Source organism: Rhodococcus sp. 11-3 (assembly GCF_023704055.1).
Classification (GTDB): Bacteria; Actinomycetota; Actinomycetes; order Mycobacteriales; family Mycobacteriaceae; genus Rhodococcus; species Rhodococcus aetherivorans.
The window spans coordinates 3,200,534-3,220,549 of the sequence record NZ_CP080406.1; the positions used below are offsets into that span (position 1 = coordinate 3,200,534).

The 20,016-nt window shown below is 72.7% G+C and carries 16 protein-coding genes; 14 read left to right on the top strand and 2 right to left on the bottom strand.

The features are described from left to right. Nucleotides 1-64 precede the first annotated feature (64 nt). Both KZJ41_RS15130 and KZJ41_RS15135 read left to right on the top strand, forming a co-directional pair. Nucleotides 65-1,096, top strand: coding sequence for a tyrosine-type recombinase/integrase (locus tag KZJ41_RS15130; protein WP_006936819.1), 1,032 nt, complete (start codon nucleotides 65-67; stop codon nucleotides 1,094-1,096). A gap of 145 nt (nucleotides 1,097-1,241) precedes the next feature. Further along, a complete protein-coding gene (locus KZJ41_RS15135) occupies nucleotides 1,242-2,615 on the top strand; it encodes an NAD(P)/FAD-dependent oxidoreductase (protein ID WP_251549273.1) in 1,374 nt (457 codons plus the stop codon). A gap of 145 nt (nucleotides 2,616-2,760) precedes the next feature. Here KZJ41_RS15135 and KZJ41_RS15140 read toward each other — a convergent pair whose 3' ends face one another. Further along, nucleotides 2,761-3,207, bottom strand: coding sequence for a PaaI family thioesterase (locus KZJ41_RS15140; RefSeq protein WP_006936807.1), 447 nt, complete (start codon nucleotides 3,205-3,207; stop codon nucleotides 2,761-2,763). Nucleotides 3,208-3,420: 213 nt separating this feature from the next. After that, nucleotides 3,421-4,140 carry a hypothetical protein gene (locus KZJ41_RS15145; protein ID WP_006936805.1) on the bottom strand — a complete coding sequence of 240 codons (720 nt, stop codon included), beginning with the start codon at nucleotides 4,138-4,140 and terminating at the stop codon, nucleotides 3,421-3,423. Nucleotides 4,141-4,282: 142 nt separating this feature from the next. Here KZJ41_RS15145 and KZJ41_RS15150 point away from each other — a divergent pair, with 142 nt between their 5' ends. From KZJ41_RS15150 to KZJ41_RS15205, 12 genes are all read left to right on the top strand, one after another. Beyond that, nucleotides 4,283-5,701, top strand: coding sequence for an iron ABC transporter permease (locus KZJ41_RS15150; protein WP_029543814.1), 1,419 nt, complete (start codon nucleotides 4,283-4,285; stop codon nucleotides 5,699-5,701). Further along, the gene (locus KZJ41_RS15155) at nucleotides 5,698-6,795 is read left to right on the top strand and encodes an iron chelate uptake ABC transporter family permease subunit (RefSeq protein WP_006936803.1); all 1,098 of its coding nucleotides are present in this window, start codon (nucleotides 5,698-5,700) and stop codon (nucleotides 6,793-6,795) included. The genes KZJ41_RS15150 and KZJ41_RS15155 overlap by 4 nt, the downstream gene beginning before the upstream one ends. Further along, nucleotides 6,792-7,715, top strand: a complete 924-nt coding sequence (locus KZJ41_RS15160) for an ABC transporter ATP-binding protein (protein ID WP_050035281.1) — start codon at nucleotides 6,792-6,794, stop codon at nucleotides 7,713-7,715. The genes KZJ41_RS15155 and KZJ41_RS15160 overlap by 4 nt, the downstream gene beginning before the upstream one ends. 9 nt (nucleotides 7,716-7,724) lie before the next feature. Beyond that, nucleotides 7,725-8,147 (top strand): BlaI/MecI/CopY family transcriptional regulator, encoded by a 423-nt coding sequence (locus KZJ41_RS15165; RefSeq protein ID WP_006936801.1) that lies wholly within the window; start codon nucleotides 7,725-7,727, stop codon nucleotides 8,145-8,147. Nucleotides 8,148-8,164: 17 nt separating this feature from the next. Next, on the top strand, nucleotides 8,165-9,118 hold the full coding sequence (locus KZJ41_RS15170) for a M56 family metallopeptidase (protein WP_006936800.1): 954 nt from the start codon (nucleotides 8,165-8,167) through the stop codon (nucleotides 9,116-9,118). Between the two features lie 70 nt (nucleotides 9,119-9,188). Next, nucleotides 9,189-10,640, top strand: a complete 1,452-nt coding sequence (gndA, locus tag KZJ41_RS15175) for an NADP-dependent phosphogluconate dehydrogenase (RefSeq protein WP_029543818.1) — start codon at nucleotides 9,189-9,191, stop codon at nucleotides 10,638-10,640. 42 nt (nucleotides 10,641-10,682) lie between these two features. Then, the gene (locus KZJ41_RS15180; protein ID WP_029543820.1) at nucleotides 10,683-11,552 is read left to right on the top strand and encodes a DMT family transporter; all 870 of its coding nucleotides are present in this window, start codon (nucleotides 10,683-10,685) and stop codon (nucleotides 11,550-11,552) included. Nucleotides 11,553-11,562: 10 nt separating this feature from the next. Beyond that, nucleotides 11,563-13,002 (top strand): GuaB1 family IMP dehydrogenase-related protein, encoded by a 1,440-nt coding sequence (locus KZJ41_RS15185; protein ID WP_006936796.1) that lies wholly within the window; start codon nucleotides 11,563-11,565, stop codon nucleotides 13,000-13,002. Between the two features lie 314 nt (nucleotides 13,003-13,316). Beyond that, nucleotides 13,317-14,693, top strand: a complete 1,377-nt coding sequence (locus tag KZJ41_RS15190) for a hemolysin family protein (RefSeq protein ID WP_029543823.1) — start codon at nucleotides 13,317-13,319, stop codon at nucleotides 14,691-14,693. After that, nucleotides 14,690-15,775, top strand: a complete 1,086-nt coding sequence (locus KZJ41_RS15195) for a hemolysin family protein (protein ID WP_029543826.1) — start codon at nucleotides 14,690-14,692, stop codon at nucleotides 15,773-15,775. The genes KZJ41_RS15190 and KZJ41_RS15195 overlap by 4 nt, the downstream gene beginning before the upstream one ends. A 91-nt stretch (nucleotides 15,776-15,866) precedes the next feature. Continuing rightward, nucleotides 15,867-16,757, top strand: a complete 891-nt coding sequence (locus KZJ41_RS15200; protein ID WP_006936790.1) for a hypothetical protein — start codon at nucleotides 15,867-15,869, stop codon at nucleotides 16,755-16,757. 117 nt (nucleotides 16,758-16,874) lie between these two features. Next, nucleotides 16,875-19,979, top strand: a complete 3,105-nt coding sequence (locus KZJ41_RS15205) for an AAA family ATPase (protein WP_029543828.1) — start codon at nucleotides 16,875-16,877, stop codon at nucleotides 19,977-19,979. Nucleotides 19,980-20,016 lie beyond the last annotated feature (37 nt).

Consider the following 20,016-nt stretch of genomic DNA (forward strand, 5'->3'; position numbering starts at 1 on the left):
TCCCGTCGGTCCCGGATGTCACACTGGTATCGCACAGGTGTACGACCGGTACGTGAGGAGGGGCATGACGAGCCGGGTGGATCCGGGGTTGCTGGACTGGGTCGCCGCGTATCTCGAGACGTTGCAGACGGCGAAGCGGTCGGCGCACACCGTCAAGGCGTACCGACTGGATCTGCAGGCGGTGTGCGAGGAACTCGGCGTCAAGCTCTCGGTCGCCCCGGAGGACCTGTGCGTGCAGGACATCACGATCCGGGCGATGCGCTCGGCGTTCGCCGCGTTCGCGCGGGAGCGGCAACCGGCGTCGGTGCGGCGGGCCTGGTCGGTGTGGAACAGCTTCTGCAACTTCCTCGTCTCCGAGGGGGTGTCGGAGGGCAACCCGATGGCGTCGATCGCCCAGCCGAAGCGGCCGCAGCACACCCCGAAGTCGTTCACGCCCAAGGCGATCGGTCAACTCGTCGACACCCTCACCGTCGAGGCGCAGCGCCCCGCCGCCTCGGGCCGGGAGTGGCCTCAGCGCGATCTGGCGCTCATCGCGACCCTGTTGCTGACCGGCATCCGCTCGGAGGAGCTGATCCGCCTCGATCTCGGCAGCGTTCTCGGCGGCACCGAGGCGCCCGTGCTGCGGGTGATGGGCAAGGGATCGGTGGAACGGCGGATTCCGCTCGAGGAGAGCTGGACGGCGATCGTCTCCGGGTACCTCGAGGAGCGCTACACGCGGTTCCCCCCGTCCCAGCGGTCCCGGCGCGGCGACGACGAGACGCCGGCGGTGTGGGAGCGCTATCCCCCGTCCGATCCGTTGTTCGTCGGCGCCGACGGCCGGCGCATCACCCGCGGCACGCTGCAGTACCGGGTGCGGCGGATGTACCGGATGGCGGGCATCGAGGGTGAGCGCAAGCGGGGCGCCCTCGCGCACGCGCTGCGGCACACCTTCGCCACCAGTCTGGCCGACGGCGGCGCGACGATGGTGGAACTGCAGCAGTTGCTCGGACACCGGTCGCTGCAGACCGTGCAGATCTATACGTCGGCGACGGACGACGCGGTCCGGCACGCCGCGCGGCACAATCCGGTCTACGGGCTGCTCGACCGGCGCGAGTGAGGCCCGGCGCGCGGGGCCGGCCGGTGGCGGGACGCGTAAGCCTGTGGTGAGCGGGTATTGCTGACAGACTGGGGGCGGCGCGGGAGCCCCGTCGCTCGTCCCGCCACCGGTTGCCCGGTCGACCCGAGACATCGAGGAGCACGGAATGAGCATCCAGTCGGTTGAGCCACGTCGTCACCATGTCGTGGTGATCGGATCCGGATTCGGGGGCCTGTTCGCCACCAAGGCCCTCGCACGTGCCGACGTGGACGTCACCGTCGTCGCTCGGACCACGCACCACCTCTTCCAGCCGCTGCTGTACCAGGTGGCGACGGGCATCCTGTCGGTGGGCGACATCGCGCCCCCGACCCGCCTGGTGCTGCGCAAGCAGAAGAACGCGCAGGTGCTGCTCGGCGACGTCGAGTCGATCGATCTGACGCAGCAGACCGTCACGTCCCGGTTCCTCGAGCACGAGACGGTGACGCCGTTCGACAGCCTGATCGTCGCCGCCGGTGCCGGGCAGTCGTATTTCGGCAACGACCAGTTCGCCGAGTTCGCGCCCGGCATGAAGACGATCGACGACGCGCTCGAGCTGCGCGGCCGGATCCTCGGGGCGTTCGAGCAGGCGGAACTGTCCGAGGATCCGGCCGAGCAGCGGCGGCTGCTCACGTTCGTGGTGGTCGGGGCGGGCCCCACGGGGGTGGAACTCGCCGGGCAGATCGCGGAGCTGTCCCATCACACGCTCCGGGGCGCGTTCCGCACCATCGATCCGTCGTCGGCGCGGGTGGTGCTGCTCGACGGGGCACCGGACGTGCTGCCGGTGTACGGGGGCAAGCTCAGCGCCAAGGCCCGTCAGACCCTCGAGAAGCTCGGCGTGGAGATCCAGCTCAACGCGATGGTCATCGACGTGGACGCGACGGGCCTGACGATCAGGGAGAAGGACGGCACCGAGCGCCGGATCGAATCGCAGTGCAAAGTGTGGTCAGCGGGCGTGTCGGCGAGCCCGCTGGGCCGGCAGCTCGCCGAGCAGTCCGGCGCCGAGGTCGACCGGGCGGGCCGGGTCCAGGTGAATCCGGACCTGTCGCTGCCCGGTCACCCGAACGTGTTCGTCATCGGCGACATGATGTCGTTGGACAAGCTGCCCGGCCTGGCGCAGGTGGCGATGCAGGGCGGTAAGTACGCGGCGCGGCAGATCGTGGCGGGCCTGTCCGGTCACAGTCCGGCCGAACGCAAGCCGTTCAAGTACTTCGACAAGGGTTCGATGGCCACGATCAGCCGGTTCAGCGCGGTCGCGAAGGTCGGCAAGCTCGAGATCAGCGGGTTCGTCGGCTGGGTGGCCTGGCTGGGGATCCACCTGCTGTACCTGGTGGGGTTCTCGAACAAGCTGTCAACCCTGCTGTCGTGGGCCACGACGTTCCTGACCCGGGGCCGCAACGAGATGGCCTCGACGGAGCAGCAGGTGTTCGCCCGCAACGCGATCGATCGGCTGCAGCGGCACACCGAGGAGGCCGAACGCGGCAGCCGCCGCGCCGCGGGCTGAGACGCGGCAGCCGCCGCGCCGCGGGCTGAGACGCGGCAGCCGCCGCGCCGCGGGCTGAGACGCGGCCGCCGCCGCGCCGCGGGCTGAGTCGCGGCCGCCGCCGCGCCGCGGGCTGAGGCCGGTTCCGGCGGCCCCACCGCTGTGGTCAGCCCCCCAGGGCGTCGGGATCGAGGATGTTGGCGAGGCGCACCTGCCCGTGGGCGACGGTGCGGTCCTGTTCGTCGGTGATGGCGACCTGCCACAGCTGCTGGCTGCGCCCGCGCTGGATGGGGGTGGCGGTGGCGGTGAGCACACCCTCGCGGGTGGCGCGGATGAAGTCGGTGTTGTTGTTGACCCCCACCACCTTGCCGCGGTCGCCAAGCCAGATGCTGCCGGCAAAGCTGGCGACGGACTCGACGACCGCGCAGTAGACGCCGCCGTGGACGATGCCGAACGGCTGGTGCTGGGTCGGGGTGACGGTCCAGTGTGCGCGGACCCGGTCCGGGCCGAGTTCGGTGAACTCGAGGCCGAGGACGGAGCCGAAGCCGTTGTTGTGCTGTTCGGTGACGGCCGCGGGGTCGGTCAGGTGCTCCTGCGTGGGCAGATCGGTCATGTGTCACTCCGTCCGGGTCGTGCCAGCTCCCTGGCGCGGGCCCGGCGGCGGTCGCCGGGTCTGGAAGGGATGCTAGGACATCGCCGGTGGCACGCAGTGCCGGGACGAGCCGGCGGGCCTCGCGTCGTGGACGCGAGGCCCGCCGCGGGAAGGACCGGGAGTCTCTGCAGCCCTCAGGACTCCGGCGCGGTCCGGCGGTCGCAACACTCTCGACTATAGGGAAGGCTTGCCTAATTTGGCAAGCCCTCGGACCGGCAGGCCCAGCGTCAGGAACGCATCCAGCAGAAGCTGGCCGCGACGCGCCGCGACGGAGCGGGAGGTGCCGGCCAGCAGGGGAATCTGGGCCGCACCCGCCACGACGGCGCGGCCCAGGAGGGACCAGAACCGCAGCGCGTCGGTGGGGGCGCACAGTGCCAGCGAGGCGTGCGCGGCATGCAGCGCGGTGCCGGCCCGGTGGGCGGTCCACCGCGCGAGCGCCTCCTCGCACGGCAGCACGACGACCGTGTCGTCGGCGGCCGCGGGATCGTCGGGCAACACGCGCAGGGTGTCGTCGGCGACCGCGGCCCAGTCGATGCCTCCGTCGCTGTCCTGGTGGATCCACAGGTTGTCGAGTCCGGGGTCCCAGCAGCGCGCCTCGAGCAGGTAGGGGGCGAGCACCCGGCCCGCGACGACGTGGACGAGGGCGCCGGCCACCTGGTCGGCGGCGATCCGCGGGTCGGCGACATCCTCGAGCGCGCGGGCGTGGAGCAGCGCGATCCGCCGGTCCCGCTCGGCGTCGGCGAGCCGCCACCAGCGGCGGCGCGGCTCGTCGTCGATGCGGGCGACGGCGTAGACGCGCGGGGCGTGCGGCGTCAGCAGGCGCAGGCGGGCGTCCGTGTCCACGAACGCGCGGACCTGCGCTGCGGTGGATCGGGGTGGCAGCAGGGTTGTCATCCACACCTCCTGATCGGCGAGCTGCTGTGGTTAGGTAAGCCTAACCATTACATTACGGGCCGGCGGATGCAACCCGGAAGATAGGGTTCGGTAACCTAACCTCCGTTCGGCCGAGTTCGCGTCCCCCGAGGAGCCCGCCCCTGTGACCACCCTCCGCCCCCCGGACACACCGGCCTCCGCCGCTGTACCTCCCTCCCTGGCCCGACGCCTCGTCGCCGAGGCCCTCGACCTGGCCCTGCTCGCCGTTCCCGCCGGCATCGGCCTGCTGCTCGTGCAGGCACTCGCCGACGCCAACGGCGGCGGGCAGACCGACCGGGTCGTCTTCGGGGGCACCGCACTGGCCGCCACCGTCGGCCTGCAATGGTGGAACCGCGGGCACCGCGAGGGCAGCACCGGGTGCAGCCTCGGCAAGCAGTGGACCGGCCTGATCACGCGCGACGCCGCGGACGGCGGCCCGGCCGGCACGCGGCGCAGCCTGCTGCGGCGCGGCACCGAGGTCGTCACCGACCGCGTCGCCGCCGCCGCGGGCTTCACCCCCCGCGCCGCCGACACGAGCCTCGCGGCGCTCCGCCGTCGCCGGCTCCTCGGCCTGCTCGCCATCGGCGGCGTCCTGGGGGTGGTGCTGCTCGCCGGGATCGCCGTCGGCGCGCGACCGATGACCATCGCCGAGGTCGTCCACGCGCTGACCGTCGACGACGGCTCCGACACCGACGTCATCGTGCACACCCTGCGGATCCCGCGCACGGTCCTCGGACTCGTGGTCGGCATCGCACTCGGCGTCGCCGGCGCCCTCATCCAGGGCCACACCCGCAATCCGCTGGCCGACGCGGGACTGCTCGGCCTCAACGCGGGCGCCGCGTTCCTGGTGGTGCTCTCGATCTACCTGCTGGGCATGTCCACCCCCGCCCAGTACCTGTGGTTCGCCTTCGCCGGGTCCCTCGCCGCCAGCGTCGTGGTCTTCGGGCTGTCCTCCCTCGGCGGTGGCCGCGCCGGGCCGCTGAGCCTGGCCCTGGCCGGCGCCGCCGTCGCCTTCTTCCTGCAGGCCATGACGCATGCGGTGGTGCTGCTCGACCAGACCACCCTCGACGGATACCGGTTCTGGATCGTCGGCTCCGTCGCCGGACGCGACCTCGAGGTGCTGTGGCAGGTGCTGCCGTTCCTCGCGGCCGGGCTCGTCATCGCGGTGGCCAACACGCCCGGCCTCAACGTCCTCGGACTCGGCGAGGACGTGGCCCGCTCCCTCGGCACGAACGTCGTCGCGGCCCGCACCGTCGGCATCGTCGCCATCACCCTGCTCACCGGCGCGGCCACGGCGGCGTGCGGGCCGATCGCGTTCATCGGGCTCGTGGTCCCGCACGTGGCGCGGGCCGTCACCGGACCCGACTATCGCTGGCTGGTCCCCTATTCGGGCCTGCTCGGCGGCGCGCTGCTCGTCCTCGCCGACGTGATCGGCCGGATCGTCGTGCGGCCCGGCGAACTGCAGGTCGGCATCGTGCTCGCGCTGATGGGGGCGCCGTTCTTCATCGCCCTGGTCCGCCGGCGCCGGCTGGTGGCGCTGTGACCGCGCCCGCGACGACGCACCCCGCACCGGACCGGCCGACGGTCCCGTCCCGTCCGGCCCTGCGGCTCGGCCCGGTCTCGCTCGTGTGGCGCCCGCGCATGGTGGTCGTGTGCCTGGCGCTGGTGGTGGCGACGTTCCTGCTGCTGTGCGTGGGCCTCGGCCGGGGCGACTATCCGTTGTCGGTGCCGCAGGTGCTCGCCGTCCTGGCCGGCGGCGGGGAACAGCTCGACCGGTTCATCGTGCTCGAGTTGCGGCTGCCCCGTGGCCTGGCGGCGGTGCTCGTCGGCGCGGCCCTGGCCGTCTCCGGGGCGCTGACCCAGACGGTCTCGCGCAATCCCCTGGCCAGCCCCGACATTCTGGGCATCACGGCCGGGGCGAGCGCGGCCGCCGTCGCCCTGATCGTCGCCACCGGGTCCGGAGTGCTCGGCGGGGCGCTCGGCGCGCTCGGCCTGCCGCTCGCGGCGCTGCTGGGGGGCCTGCTCACCGCGGCGGCGGTGTACGTGCTGGCCTGGCGCGGCGGCGTCGAGGGCTTCCGGCTGGTGCTGATCGGCATCGGCGCCAACGCCCTGTTCGTCGCGCTGACCAACTGGATGCTCGTCTCGGCCGACATCAACGACGTCTCGCAGGCCCAGGTGTGGCTCACCGGGTCGCTCAACGGTGCCGGGTGGTCCCAGGTGGTGCCCACGGCGCTCGCGCTCGCCGTGCTCGGCGGCTGGCTCGTCACCGGCGCGTTCACGATGGGCGCGCTGCGGCTCGGGGACGACACCGCCCGCTCGCTCGGGGTGCGGCTGCAGACCCAGCGGGCGGTGCTGCTGCTCTCCGCGTGCGCGCTGGCCGGGATCGCCACCGCGGCGGCCGGCCCCATCGGGTTCGTCGCATTGGCCGCCCCTCAGGTCGCGTTGCGGCTGGTCCGCTCCCCCGGCCCGCCGCTGATCGCCTCGGCCCTGACCGGGGCGGCGCTCGTCGTCGCGGCCGACATCCTCGCCCGGACGGTGCTGCCGGTGGCCCTGCCCGTCGGGCTGGTCACCTCCGCGCTCGGCGGCCCGTTCCTGCTGTACCTGCTCGTGCGCTCCAACCGAAAGGTCTCCGTATGACCGGCATCTCCCGCGACATCGGCGCGCCCGCAGCCCAACCGGCGGCGGCCGCGGCGCCGCGGCTCGTCGCCGAGCACCTGGCCCTGGGCTACGGCGACCGGCTCGTCGTCGACGACCTGGATCTCACCGTGCCCACCGGCGTGATCACCACGGTGATCGGTCCCAACGGTTGCGGCAAGTCCACCCTGCTGCGGGCCCTGGGCCGGCTGCTGCGCCCGCGTCGCGGCACCGTGCTCCTCGACGGGCACGCGATCTCCTCGATGCGCACCCGCGACGTCGCGCGGGTGCTGGGGATGCTGCCGCAGGCCCCCGTCGCGCCGGAGGGCCTGACCGTCGCCGACCTCGTCGCACGCGGACGGCATCCGCACCAGTCGTGGCTGCGCCAGTGGTCCGCCGACGACGAGGGCGAGGTCGCCGTCGCGCTGGAACGCACCGGCATCGCGGATCTGGCCGACCGCCCGGTCGATCAGCTCTCGGGCGGGCAGCGGCAGCGGGCGTGGATCTCGATGGCGCTGGCGCAGGGCACCGACATCCTGCTGCTCGACGAGCCGACCACCTATCTGGATCTGGCGCATTCGGTGGAGGTGCTCGACCTCGTCGACCGCCTGCACTCGGAGCTGGGGCGCACCGTGGTGATGGTGTTGCACGATCTGAATCTCGCGATCCGCTACAGCGACCATCTCGTGGTGATGAAGGACGGGCGGATCGTGCGGTCGGGGGCGCCGGCGGAGGTGATCACCGAGGAGTTGCTGCGGGAGGTCTTCGCGCTCGACGCCGCGGTGATCGACGATCCGGTCTCGGACCGGCCGCTGATCGTGCCGATCGGCACCCGCCACGTCGTCGGCACCGCGGGCGGCCCGGCGGCCACGAGAACACGTACTACTTCGGGTAGTACGACACGTACGTCGGAGACCCGGTAAACTCGTGTCATGGCAGCACTCGGAGAACTCGAACGCGCAGTGATGGACCACCTGTGGTCCTCCACCGAACCCCAGACCGTCCGGCAGGTCCACGAGGCCCTCGCCGCCCGGCGCTCCCTCGCGTACACCACCGTCATGACCGTTCTCCAGCGCCTCGCGAAGAAGAACCTCGTCATCCAGCAGCGCGACGACCGCGCCCACCGTTACGTGCCGGTGCACGGCCGCGAAGAACTCGTCGCCAGCCTCATGGTCGACGCCCTGGATCAGGCCGACGAGTCCGCCGGCCGGGTCGCCGCCCTCGTCCACTTCATCGGGCGTGTCAATCCCGACGAGGCCGCCGCGCTGCGCGAGGCCCTCGCCGCCCTCGAGGCCGAGGAGGAAGGGCACGCCCGTCCCGCCGTCGCCGACCCGGGTACCGGTCGGGCGAGCTGACTGGCACACTCGGTGCCATGAACGCGACCACTGCGCTGGTCTTCGGCATCCTTGCGCTGCTGCTGGCAGGACCGGTACCGGCCCTGCTCAGCCGTGCCACCTGGCCGTACCGCAACCCCCGCGCCGCCCTGGTGCTGTGGCAGGCGGTGGCCCTCGCGGCCGTGCTGTCCGCGTTCAGTTCCGGCCTGGCCATCGCGTCGCTGCTGCTCGTCCCCGGCGAGGACGGCCGCCCCACCACCGCCCCGCTGCAGGAGATCGACGCGCTGGGCCTGCCCCTGTGGCTGACCTACGTGGTGGTCTTCGCCCTCACCCTGCTGATCGGTGCACGGTTGATGTATTCGATTCTGCGGGTCGGCGTCCGAACCCGCCGCCGCCGGGCCCGGCACCGCATGCTCGTCGACCTGCTCGACCGGCGCGACAGCGGCGCGTCGGTACGCCAGCTGTCCTACGTGCGCGTCCTCGACACCGCCGAACCCGTCGCCTACTGCCTGCCGGGCCTGCGGCACCGGGTCGTGCTCAGCGAAGGCACCCTCGACCACCTCGGCGACGACGAGATCCGCGCCGTCCTCGGCCACGAGCACTCGCACCTGCGGGCCCGGCACGACCTCGTGCTCGAGGCGTTCACCGCCGTCTACGAGGCGTTCCCCCGCTGGGTGCGGTCCAAGTCGGCGCTCGGCTCGGTGCAGCTGCTCGTCGAGATGCTCGCCGACGACTCCGCCGTGCGCGTCACCGGACCCACCCCGCTGGCCCGGGCCCTGGTGGCCTGCGCCGGCGCCCGCACCCCCCAGGGCGCCCTCGCCGTCGGTGGCCCCTCCACGCTGCTGCGGGTCAAACGCCTCGCCGAACCCGGACCGGACCTGCGCACCGCCGTCATCGCGTACGCCGCCGCCGTCGCGATCCTCGTCGTGCCCACCATCGCGGTCGCCGTGCCGTGGCTGACCGAACTCGGCCGCCTGCTGCGCGCCTGGTGAACCGGCGCCGGCCCCACCCGTAGCACGCCCCCGATTTCGATCCCGTCCGGGTTCGGGGGAAGCTGTACCCATGACCGTCGAACGCACCGAGAATCCCCGCGCCCAGATCGGCGTGACCGGCCTGGCCGTCATGGGATCGAACATCGCCCGTAACTTCGCCCGCCACGGCCACACCGTCGCGCTGCACAACCGCAGTGTCGCCAAGACCGACGCCCTGCTCGAAGCCCACGGCGACGACGGCGACTTCGTGCGCACCGAAACCATCGAAGAGTTCGTCGCCGCCCTGCAGAAGCCGCGCCGGGTGCTCATCATGGTCAAGGCCGGCGAGGCCACCGACGCGGTCATCGAGGAACTCGCGAACGCGATGGAACCCGGCGACATCATCATCGACGGCGGCAACGCCCTCTACACCGACACCATCCGCCGCGAAGCCGCACTGCGCGAACGCGGCCTGCACTTCGTCGGCGCCGGCATCTCCGGCGGCGAGGAAGGCGCCCTCAACGGGCCGTCGATCATGCCCGGTGGCCCCACGGAGTCCTACGAGGCCCTCGGCCCCCTTCTCGAGTCCATCTCCGCCCACGTCGACGGCACCCCGTGCTGCACCCACATCGGCCCCGACGGCTCCGGCCATTTCGTGAAGATGGTGCACAACGGCATCGAGTACGCCGACATGCAGCTCATCGGCGAGGCCTACAACCTGCTGCGCGACGCCCTCGGCTACGACGCCACGACGATCGCCGACGTGTTCTCCGAGTGGAACACCGGCACCCTCGAGTCCTACCTGATCGAGATCACCGCCGACGTCCTGCGCCAGACCGACGCCACCACCGGCAAGCCCCTCGTCGACGTCATCGTCGACGCCGCCGAGCAGAAGGGCACCGGCCGCTGGACCGTCAAGTCCGCCCTCGACCTCGGCGTCCCGGTCACCGGCATCGCCGAGGCCGTCTTCGCCCGCGCCCTGTCCGGCTCCCGCACCCAGCGCGCGGCGGCCCGCGGCCTGGCCTCCGGCGCCCTCGGCGACAAGCCCGCCGACGCCACACAGTTCACCGAGGACATCCGCCGCGCCCTGTACGCGTCGAAGATCGTCGCCTACGCCCAGGGCTTCGACCAGATCGCCGCCGGCAGCGCCGAATACGGCTGGAACGTCGACCGCGCCGCCCTGGCCACCATCTGGCGCGGCGGCTGCATCATCCGCGCCCAGTTCCTCAACCGCATCAAGGAGGCCTACGACGCCGACCCGCAGCTGCCCAGCCTGATCCTCGCCCCCTACTTCCGCGAGGCCATCGAAGCCGGCATCGACAGCTGGCGCCGCGTCGTGGCCACCGCCACCATGCTCGGCATCCCCGTCCCCGCGTTCGCCTCGTCGCTGTCGTACTACGACGGGCTGCGCGCCGAACGTCTGCCCGCGGCCCTCACCCAGGGCCAGCGCGACTTCTTCGGCGCCCACACCTACGAGCGCATCGACGCCGACGGCAAGTTCCACACCCTCTGGAGCGGCGACCGCAGCGAGATCCGCGCCTGACCGCGCCCGCACCGACGCCGACGTAGGGCATAGTTTGTGCCCATGAGCGGCACCGTCACGGCGTCCGTCGTGTGCGCGCTGGCCGCCGCGATCCTGTTCGCGGCGGCCAGCGTCGCCCAGCAGCGCTCCGCCGAAGCCGTCCCCGCCGGCGAGTCCCTCGTCGCCGCCCTGATCCGCAGCCCCCGCTGGTGGGCCGGGGTACTCGGTGACGGCGGCGGCTACCTGCTGCAGGTCGCCGCGCTCGCCCTCGGGCCGGTCCTGGTGGTCCAGCCGCTGCTGGTGTCGTCGCTGCTGTTCGCCCTCCCCCTGTCCGCGGCGTTCTCCGGGTCTCGCATCACCCGTCCCACCTGGCTGACCGCGGCGGCACTGTGCGCGGCTCTCGTCGTGTTCCTCGTCGTCGGCGACCCCACCGCCGGGGAGATCGACGCCCCCGGGCACGAGTGGGTGCTCCCGCTCGGCGTGGTGTGCGCCGTCGTGCTCGCCGCCACCGCGATCGGGCTGTTCGGCCGCGACCGCGGCACCCGGGCGCTGGCCCTCGGCGCGGCCAGCGGCCTGCTCTACGGGGTGGCGGTGGCGTTCACCAAGTACGTCACCGACCTGTTCGAGCACGGCCTGCGGCCCGTGGTCGGCGCCTGGCAGACCTGGGCCCTGGTCACCGCCGGCCTCCTCGGCGTCTACCTGCAGCAACGCGCCTTCCAAGCCGGCCCGCTCGCCGCATCCCTGCCGGCCGTCACCATCGGCGAGCCCCTCGCCGCCGTCTTCCTCGGCATGACCGTCCTCGACGAACGGCTCCGGGTGGACGGCCCGGGACTCGCCCTCGTCGTCGCCTCGGTCGGCGTGATGCTGATCGCCACGGTGGCGCTCTCACGCAGCCAGGCCCGGCTCACCGCACCCGCCGGCGCCGGCGCGTAACATTCGCCGGGTGCGCTTCCTCGACGGTCACCAGCCCCCGTACGACCTGACGTACGACGACGTGTTCCTCGTCCCGGACCGATCCGCCGTCGCATCCCGGTTCGACGTGGACCTGTCCACGGTCGACGGCTCCGGCACCACCATCCCCATCGTGGTCGCCAACATGACCGCCGTGTCCGGCCGCCGCATGGCCGAGACCGTCGCCCGCCGCGGCGGGCTCGTCGTGCTCCCCCAGGACCTGCCGGCCGGCACCGCCGCCGAGACCGTCGCGTTCGTCAAGAGCCGCCACCTCGTCGCCGACACCCCCGTCACCCTCGGCCCCGAGGACTCCGTCTCCGACGCCCTCGCCCTGCTGCCCAAACGCGCCCACCGCGCCGTCGTGGTGGTCGACGAGAACCGCCGCCCCGTCGGCGTCGTCACCGAGGCGTCCTGCCGCGAGGTGGACCGGTTCGCGCGGCTGCGGTCGGTCGCCATCCGCGACTTCGCCACCGCCCCCGTCGGCTCGTCCCCGCGGGAGGCGTTCGCGCTGCTCGAGGCCAAGCACGACCCGTTGGTTGTCCTCACCCACGACGACGGCACCCTCGCCGGGGTCCTGACCCGCACCGGCGCCGTCCGCGCCGGCATCTACAGCCCGGCCGTCGACGCCGACGGCGCCCTGCGCATCGGTGCCGCCGTCGGCGTCAACGGCGACGTCGCCGCCAAGGCCGCCGGACTGGTCGACGCCGGCGTCGACCTGCTCGTCCTCGACACCGCGCACGGGCACCAGGAGAAGATGCTCGACGCCCTGAAGCGGATCAAGGCGCTCGATCTGCCCGTCCCGCTCGTCGCCGGCAACGTCGTCTCCGCCGCCGGCACCCGCGAACTGCTCGACGCCGGCGCGGACATCGTCAAGGTCGGCGTCGGCCCCGGCGCCATGTGCACCACCCGCATGATGACCGGCGTCGGGCGCCCCCAGTTCTCCGCCGTCGCCGAATGCGCCCACACCGCCCGCGACCTCGGCGCGCACGTGTGGGCCGACGGCGGTGTGCGTCACCCCCGCGACGTCGCGCTCGCCGTCGCCGCCGGCGCCGCCAACGTCATGATCGGGTCCTGGTTCGCCGGCACCTACGAATCCCCCGGCGAGCTGCGCTACGACGAGACCGGACACCCCTACAAGGAGAGCTTCGGCATGGCCTCCAAGCGCGCGGTGGCCGCACGCACCGTCGACGACTCCGCCTTCGACCGCGCCCGCAAGGCCCTGTTCGAGGAGGGCATCTCCACCTCCCGGATCCGCATCGACCCGCAACGGCCGGGCGTGGAGGACCTGATCGACCACATCTGCTCCGGGGTGCGCAGCACCTGCACCTACGCCGGCGCCCGCACCCTCGAGGACCTGCACGAGCGGGCCGTGCTCGGGGTCCAGTCGGCGGCCGGCTTCGCCGAGGGACGGCCCCTGCCCACCGGTTGGTGACCGCGCCGCCGCTGCGGAGCCGGACACGGCCCGTAGAATGAGGCCTCACCGTGAAACGCCCGCCCCTTTTCGATGATCGGGCCCGACGAGAGGAACCCGGTGCCCGCGGCACCCACCACCACTTCGACAGGACCCCTGGCCACCGCGGCCGACGCGGAGTCCGACTCCGCCGGTTCGGAGGGCTCCCCTAGCGAGCCGGGTGACAAACCCGGCGGGACCTACTCGACACCGGAGCGCAGCTTCCATTCGGCACCGGAGCGGAGCTCCCGGTCGGCACCGGAGCGGAGCTCCCGGTCGGCACCGGGACGGTGCTGATGTCCGTCTTCCTGTCCATTCTCAGCCTGGTCGGCTTCATCGCCCTCACCGCGGGCACCGCCGTGTTCGTGGCGGCCGAATTCTCCCTGACCGCCCTCGAACGCAGCACCGTCGACGCCCACGCCCGCGACGGCGACCTGCGCGCGCGACAGGTGCAGCACGCCCACCGCACCCTGTCCTTCCAGCTCTCCGGCGCCCAGCTCGGCATCACCATCACCACCCTGATCACCGGCTACCTCGCCGAACCGGTCCTCGCCCGGTTTCTCGACCCGCTGCTGCGCGCGGCCGGGCTCGGCGCCGGCGTGGCCTCCGGCATCTCCCTGGCCCTGGCGCTGATCATCGCCACGTCGTTCTCGATGATCTTCGGTGAGCTCGTGCCGAAGAACCTCGCCATCGCGCGGCCCCTGGCCACCGCCCGCGCCACCGCGGGCCTGCAGGCCGGCTTCTCGCTGGTCTTCAAGTGGGCCATCGTCGGGCTCAACGGCGCCGCCAACCGGATCGTGCGGCGATTGGGCATCGAACCGGCCGAGGAACTGCGCTCGGCGCGCTCCCCGGAGGAACTCGGTTCCCTGGTCCGGGCCTCGGCGGAACGCGGCGCCCTCGACGAGAACACGGCGCTGCTGGTCGGGCGCTCGCTGCGCTTCGGGGAACGCACCGCCGAGGACCTCATGACCCCCCGCGTGACCATCGAGTCACTCGACGTCCACGACACCGTCCTCGACCTCATCGACGCCTCGTCACGCACCGGCTACTCCCGCTTCCCCGTCGTCGACGGCGATCTCGACGCCACCGTCGGCGTCGTGCACGTCAAGCACGCGTTCACCGTGCCCGCCCGGCGCCGCGCCCACACCCAGCTGCGCACCCTCGCCCGGCAGGTGCCCGTCGTGCCGTCCACCCTCGACGGTGACGCGGTCATGGAACGGGTCCGCTCCGACGGCATGCAGGTCGCGCTCGTCGTCGACGAGTACGGCGGTACCGCCGGCATCGTCACCATGGAGGACCTGATCGAGGAGATCGTCGGCGACGTCCGCGACGAGCACGACGAACCCGAGCCCGAGGCGCAGCGCGTCGAGCAGGGCTGGTCCTGCTCCGGGCTGCTCCGCATCGACGAGGTGGCCCACCTGACGGGATACCTCGCCCCGGACGGCGAGTACGAGACCCTCGGCGGCCTGATCCTCACCGAGCTCGGGGAGATCCCCGCATCCGGCGACGAGGTGCTGCTGCCGCACCGGCCCGGCGACGCCCATCACCGGTGGCGTGCCCACGTCCTCGAGATGGACGGGCACCGCATCGACCGGGTCCTGCTCGTCCCCGTCGACGAGCCCGCCGGCGAGGACGACCACGCACCGGACGACGAGAGGGGGGACCGGCGATGAACGACTGGCTCGCGGTGCTGCTCACCGTCCTGCTGCTCGCCGGCAACGCCTTCTTCGTCGGCGCCGAGTTCGCCCTCATCACCGCCCGCCGCGACCGGCTCGAAACCCTCGTCGGGCAGGGCAAGAAGAGGGCACGGACCGTCATCGACGCGGGCGAGCACCTGTCGCTGATGCTCGCCGGGTCCCAGCTCGGCATCACCATCTGCTCGATCCTGCTCGGCCGCGTCGGCGAACCGGCGATCGCCCACCTGATCGAACAACCCATGCATGCGCTCGGCGTCCCGGACTCCCTGCTGCACCCGATCGGCTTCGCGCTCGCCCTCGCGATCGTGGTGGTGCTGCACATCCTGCTCGGCGAGATGGTCCCGAAGAACATCGCCATCGCCGGACCGGAGCGGTCGGCGATGCTGCTCGTGCCGGCACACCTGCTGTTCATGAAGGTGGCCCGGCCGCTGATCGCCTTCTACAACCTGTGCGCCAACGTCAGCCTGCGGTTGCTGCGGGTGGAACCGAAGGACGAACTCGACGTCACCGTCACCGAGATCGAACTGTCCGAGATGATCGGTGAGTCCCGCTCCGAGGGGCTGCTGGACGAGGAGGAACACCGGCGCCTGACCAAGGCACTCGCGACGAGCGGACGAACCGTCGCCGACGTGACGATCCCCCTGTCCGGGGTCCGCACCGTTCCGCTCGGCCCGGCCGGCACCACCCTCGGGGCCGTCGAGCGGGCCGTCATCGAGACCGGCTACTCCCGGTACCCGGCGGAGACCCCGGCCGGGGAACTGGCCGGCTATCTGCACCTGAAGGACGTGCTCGACCTCGTCCGCGACGAGTCCGCGGGACCGGACACGATCATCGCGACCGCGGAGATCCGGCCGTTGCCGCCGGTGCCGGTCGACGCCCCCCTCGACGACGCCCTGTCGCTGCTGCGGCGCACCAGTTCCCACCTCGGCGGAGTCGTCGACGAGCACGGCAGGGTCATCGGCATCGTCGCGCTCGAGGACCTCGTCGAACAATTCGTCGGCACCGTGCGCGACACCACCCACCGGATCGCCGACCCGGGACCGGGACCCCGGACGTGAACCCCGCCCCGACCACCCCGGCGCCCGCCGGCCGGCGCAGCACCGCGATGGAATCATTGCAGCACCGATGCAGTCGTTACGGGCGGGAACCATGAGTGCGGTCCTGGCACCCGAGCAGTGGCTGCCGCGCCGGGAGCGGCACCGCCACCGGCTGACGGCGCTGCTCGGCCCCTACCTCGACCGGCGAGCGCGCGGCGCCACCCACCCGGTGATCGACTTCCTGTTCACCTACTACAGCTTCACGCCGTCCCAGCTCATGCGCTGGCACCCCGGCTTCGGATCCACCCTCACCGGCTCCGCGTCGGCGGAGTACGCCACCCTGCGGGGCTACCGGACCACCGGCACCGGGGTCACGGTCGACCCCACCCACCTGGCCCGGCGGCGCGAGACCGTCCGATACGTCGCCGGCCTGCTCGAGGCCACCGCATCCCGGCCCGCGCACTTCGGCTGCTTCGGTCTCCACGAATGGGCGATGCTCTACCGCACTCGGCCCGAAGACGTCCGCCACAGCTCCGTACCCCTGCGCCTCGGCCACACCGGCACCGACACCGTCGTCGAGTCGTTGCAGCTGCGCTGCACGCATTACGACGCGTACCGGTTCTTCACCCCGGACGCCGGCCCCCTCAACATCGAACCGCTCACCCGCGACGACCAGGTACGGCGGGAACAACCGGGCTGCCTGCACGCCGCCATGGACCTGTACAAATACTGCTACAAGCTCACCCCGCTGCTCGACACGGACCTGACGGTCGACTGCTTCGAGCTGGCCTACGCCGCCCGGGAACTCGACATGCGGGCCAGCCCGTACGACCTGAGCGAGTACGGCTACCCCCCGGTACCGATCGAAACACCCCGCGGACGAGCGGAGTACGTCCGCGAGCAGACGGTCCTGGCCGAGCGGTCCACCGCGCTGCGCGCGGCGCTGCTCGACCGGTGCCACCGGCTGCTCGACGCCGACCGGGAGCACGCCGGCCGCCGCTGAGCGGACACCGCCGCCTGCCCTCTCCCCGGGACGTCCCCGGCGCGCGACTCGGCACCCGCGACGATCGATATCCCTCCCCGCCGGGTCTACGCTGAAGTCTGGAGAGGCCACGACCCGATGCTGTACGTCTCCGTCCTGGGTGAGCAGTCGATCACCGACGACACGACCGGCGCCGTCGTGACGCGGTCCCCCCGCGGCACGACCCTGGTCGCCTACCTCGCCCTCCACGCCGGAGTTCCACAGCCCCGCCAGCTCATCGCCCCCCTGTTCTGGCCCGACTCGACGACCGCCCAGGCCCTGACCAACCTGCGCCGCGAACTGCACCACCTGCGCCGCGCCCTCGACGACGACCCGGCCGTCGGAGTGACCTCCCGGGATCTGTGCTGGCGCGACACCGAGACCAGCCGGGTGGACCTACGGACCTTCACCGTCGAGTACCACGCCGCCCTGGCGGCCGCGACGAGCGGCGACGACGAGGCGGCGCTGCGGCACGCCACCACGGCGCTCGCCGAATACCGCGGCTCCCTGCTGCCCGGCATGTACGACGACTGGATCCTCGAGGCCCGTTCGGATCTCGAACGGCACTGCGTCGACCTGTGCGATCTGCTGTGCCGGCTCCGGGCCCGCACCGGCGACCTCCCCGGGGCGATCGACGCCGCCCGCCGCCGGATCCACCTGCGGCCCCTGGAAGAGGGCGGATACCGCACCCTGATGCACCTGCAGGCCGAGCACGGCGACCGCGCCGCCGCGGTGAGCACCTATCACCGCTGCGCCGCCCTCCTCGAACGTGAACTCGGGGTGGCACCGGACCCGGCGACGCGCACACTCGCCGACCGCCTGCTCGCCCACGCGGCCCCCACCGCGGCCGCCCGCCCGACCGCCGAGCCGGCGGCCCGGCGGCCCGGACTCGCCGCCCCGGCACTCGTCGGACGCTCACGCGAACTCCGTCGGCTGCACGAGGCGTGGCGCACGGCGGCCGCCGGCCGCCCCACCCTCGTCCTCGTCACCGGCGGCGCCGGCGTCGGCAAGACCCGCCTGGTCGCCGAGATCGCCGACACGGCCCGCGCACAACCCGCAGTGGTGGCGAGCACCCAGTGCTTCGGAACGTCCGGACGGCTCGCCCTCGCCCCGGTCGCGGACTGGCTCCGCACCCCCGCGGTCCAGCCCACGCTCGCCGCGCTCGACCCGCTCTGGCGCGCCGAGGTCGACAGGCTCGTACCGTCCGGCACCACCCGCCCGGAACCCGGCGCCGGCCTCCGGGCGATGGTCGACGCCTGGCAGCGCCTCCGGTTCTTCGAAGGCCTGGCGCGGGCCCTGATCGGCGGCGGCCGCCCGGTCCTGCTGACCCTCGACAGCATCCAGTGGTGCGACCCGGAGACGCTGACGTTCCTGACGTTCTGCCTGTCCCTGACCCCCGACGCGCCCCTGATGGTGGCCGCGACAGCCCGCACCGACGACACCGACGAGAGCCGGGACCTCGAGCAATGGGCCGTCCGGATGCGGACCGCCGGTCTGCTCACCGAGCTGCCACTGCAGCCCCTGGGGGTCTCCGGCACCGCCCGCCTGGCCGAGGCGCTCGGCGGGTGCCCGCTCGACCTGCAGGACGCCGAACTGCTGCACGCGACCACCGGAGGCTTCCCGCTCTACATCATCGAAGCGATGCACAGCGGACCGGACCTCGCCCCCGCCGGCAGCCTGGCCGACGTGCTGCACGACCGGATCGAGCAGGTGAGCCCCGCCGCACGGGACGTCGCCGGACTCGCCGCGGCGGTAGGCCGCAACTTCACCCTCGACCTGCTCACCGAGGCCAGCGACCTCGACGCCGACGCCGTGGTGCGCGCCGTCGACGAGCTGTGGCAACGCAGAATCCTGCGACAGTTCCGCGACGGCTACGACTTCTCCCACGACCTGCTCCGCGACGCCGCCTACGCCCGGATCAGCCCGCCCCAGCGCTGGCTGCTGCACCGCCGTCTCGCGCAGAGCCTCGAATTGCTGCACGCCGACGACAGCGACAGCGTCTCGGCGCAACTCGCCGAGCAGTACGCCCGCGGGGGACGACCGGACCGGGCAGTGGCCTACTACCGTCGCGCGGCCGATGTCGCCTCGAGCACCTTCGCCCACACCGAGGCGATCCGACTGCACAAGAAGGCGCTCGTCATCGCCCGCACCCAATTCGAGGGGCGCAGCGCCGCCGTACAGGAACTCGCCGTCCGCGAAGCGATGGCGGCGCCGCTCAACGCCAGATACGGCTACTCCTCCCCCGAACTGCAACAGACCCTCGAGCGCTCGATCCGGCTGGCCGCATCCCTCGGCCGCAAGGACTCCCTCCTGGCCGGCCTCGTCGGGCTCTGGTCGTCGCGGTTCGTGCAGGGAAACATTGCCGGCGCCCACGAGGTGGCGACCCGCGCCCTGACCCTCGTCGACCCCGGCTCCCCGCTGAGCGGATCGGCCCACTTCGCATTCGCCGGTTCGGCGGTCGAGCTCGGCCGCCCCGAGGAGGCGCTCCACCACTTCGACCGCGCGGCCGCACTGACCCGGGGCGCTCCCTCGTTGACCGTCGGCACCCGGCCCGACGTGCACGGCAGCGCCTGGGCGGCACACGCCCACTGGCTGCTCGGCCACAACGACGCCGCACTGACCTGCTGCAACGAGGCCGTCCGGCTGGCCCGGACGATCGATCATCCGTACAGCCTGGCCGTCGCCCTGGCCTACAGCGGCATCACCCACCACCTGCGGGCAGACCCCGCCGCCCTCGACGTCGCCGTCGCGGAACTGACCGACCTGTGCGTCCGGTACGGATTCGCCTACTACAGCGAGTGGGCGCTGATTCTCGGCGGTTGGTCCCGCGGCGGCGAGGCCGGCCTCACGCAGGCGCGGCGCGGCATCGACACACTCCGAGCGGCCGGTTCGTTCGCCCGGATGCCGTACTGGCTCTCGCTGCTCGCCGACCTGTCGGTGCGGGAAGGAGATCCCGGCGCCGCCCGCGCCGCGCTCGATGCCGCCCTCGTCGCCGGACAGGCCCGCGACGACCTGTGGTGGCTGCCCGAGGTGATGCGGATGCGCGCGGCGCACGACGACCACGACGCCGCGATCGCGCGGCTGCGCGCCGCCGCCCGGACCGCGGCCGCCCACGGCAGTGCCGCCCTGCTCCGGCGCTGCGCGCGGGACCTCGCCGAACACGGCGTTCACCTGCCGCTCCCGGGAGTTCCCCCGGCCCCGTGACCGGCTGCGCGCACTCGAACGCTGCGCGAACGCCCCC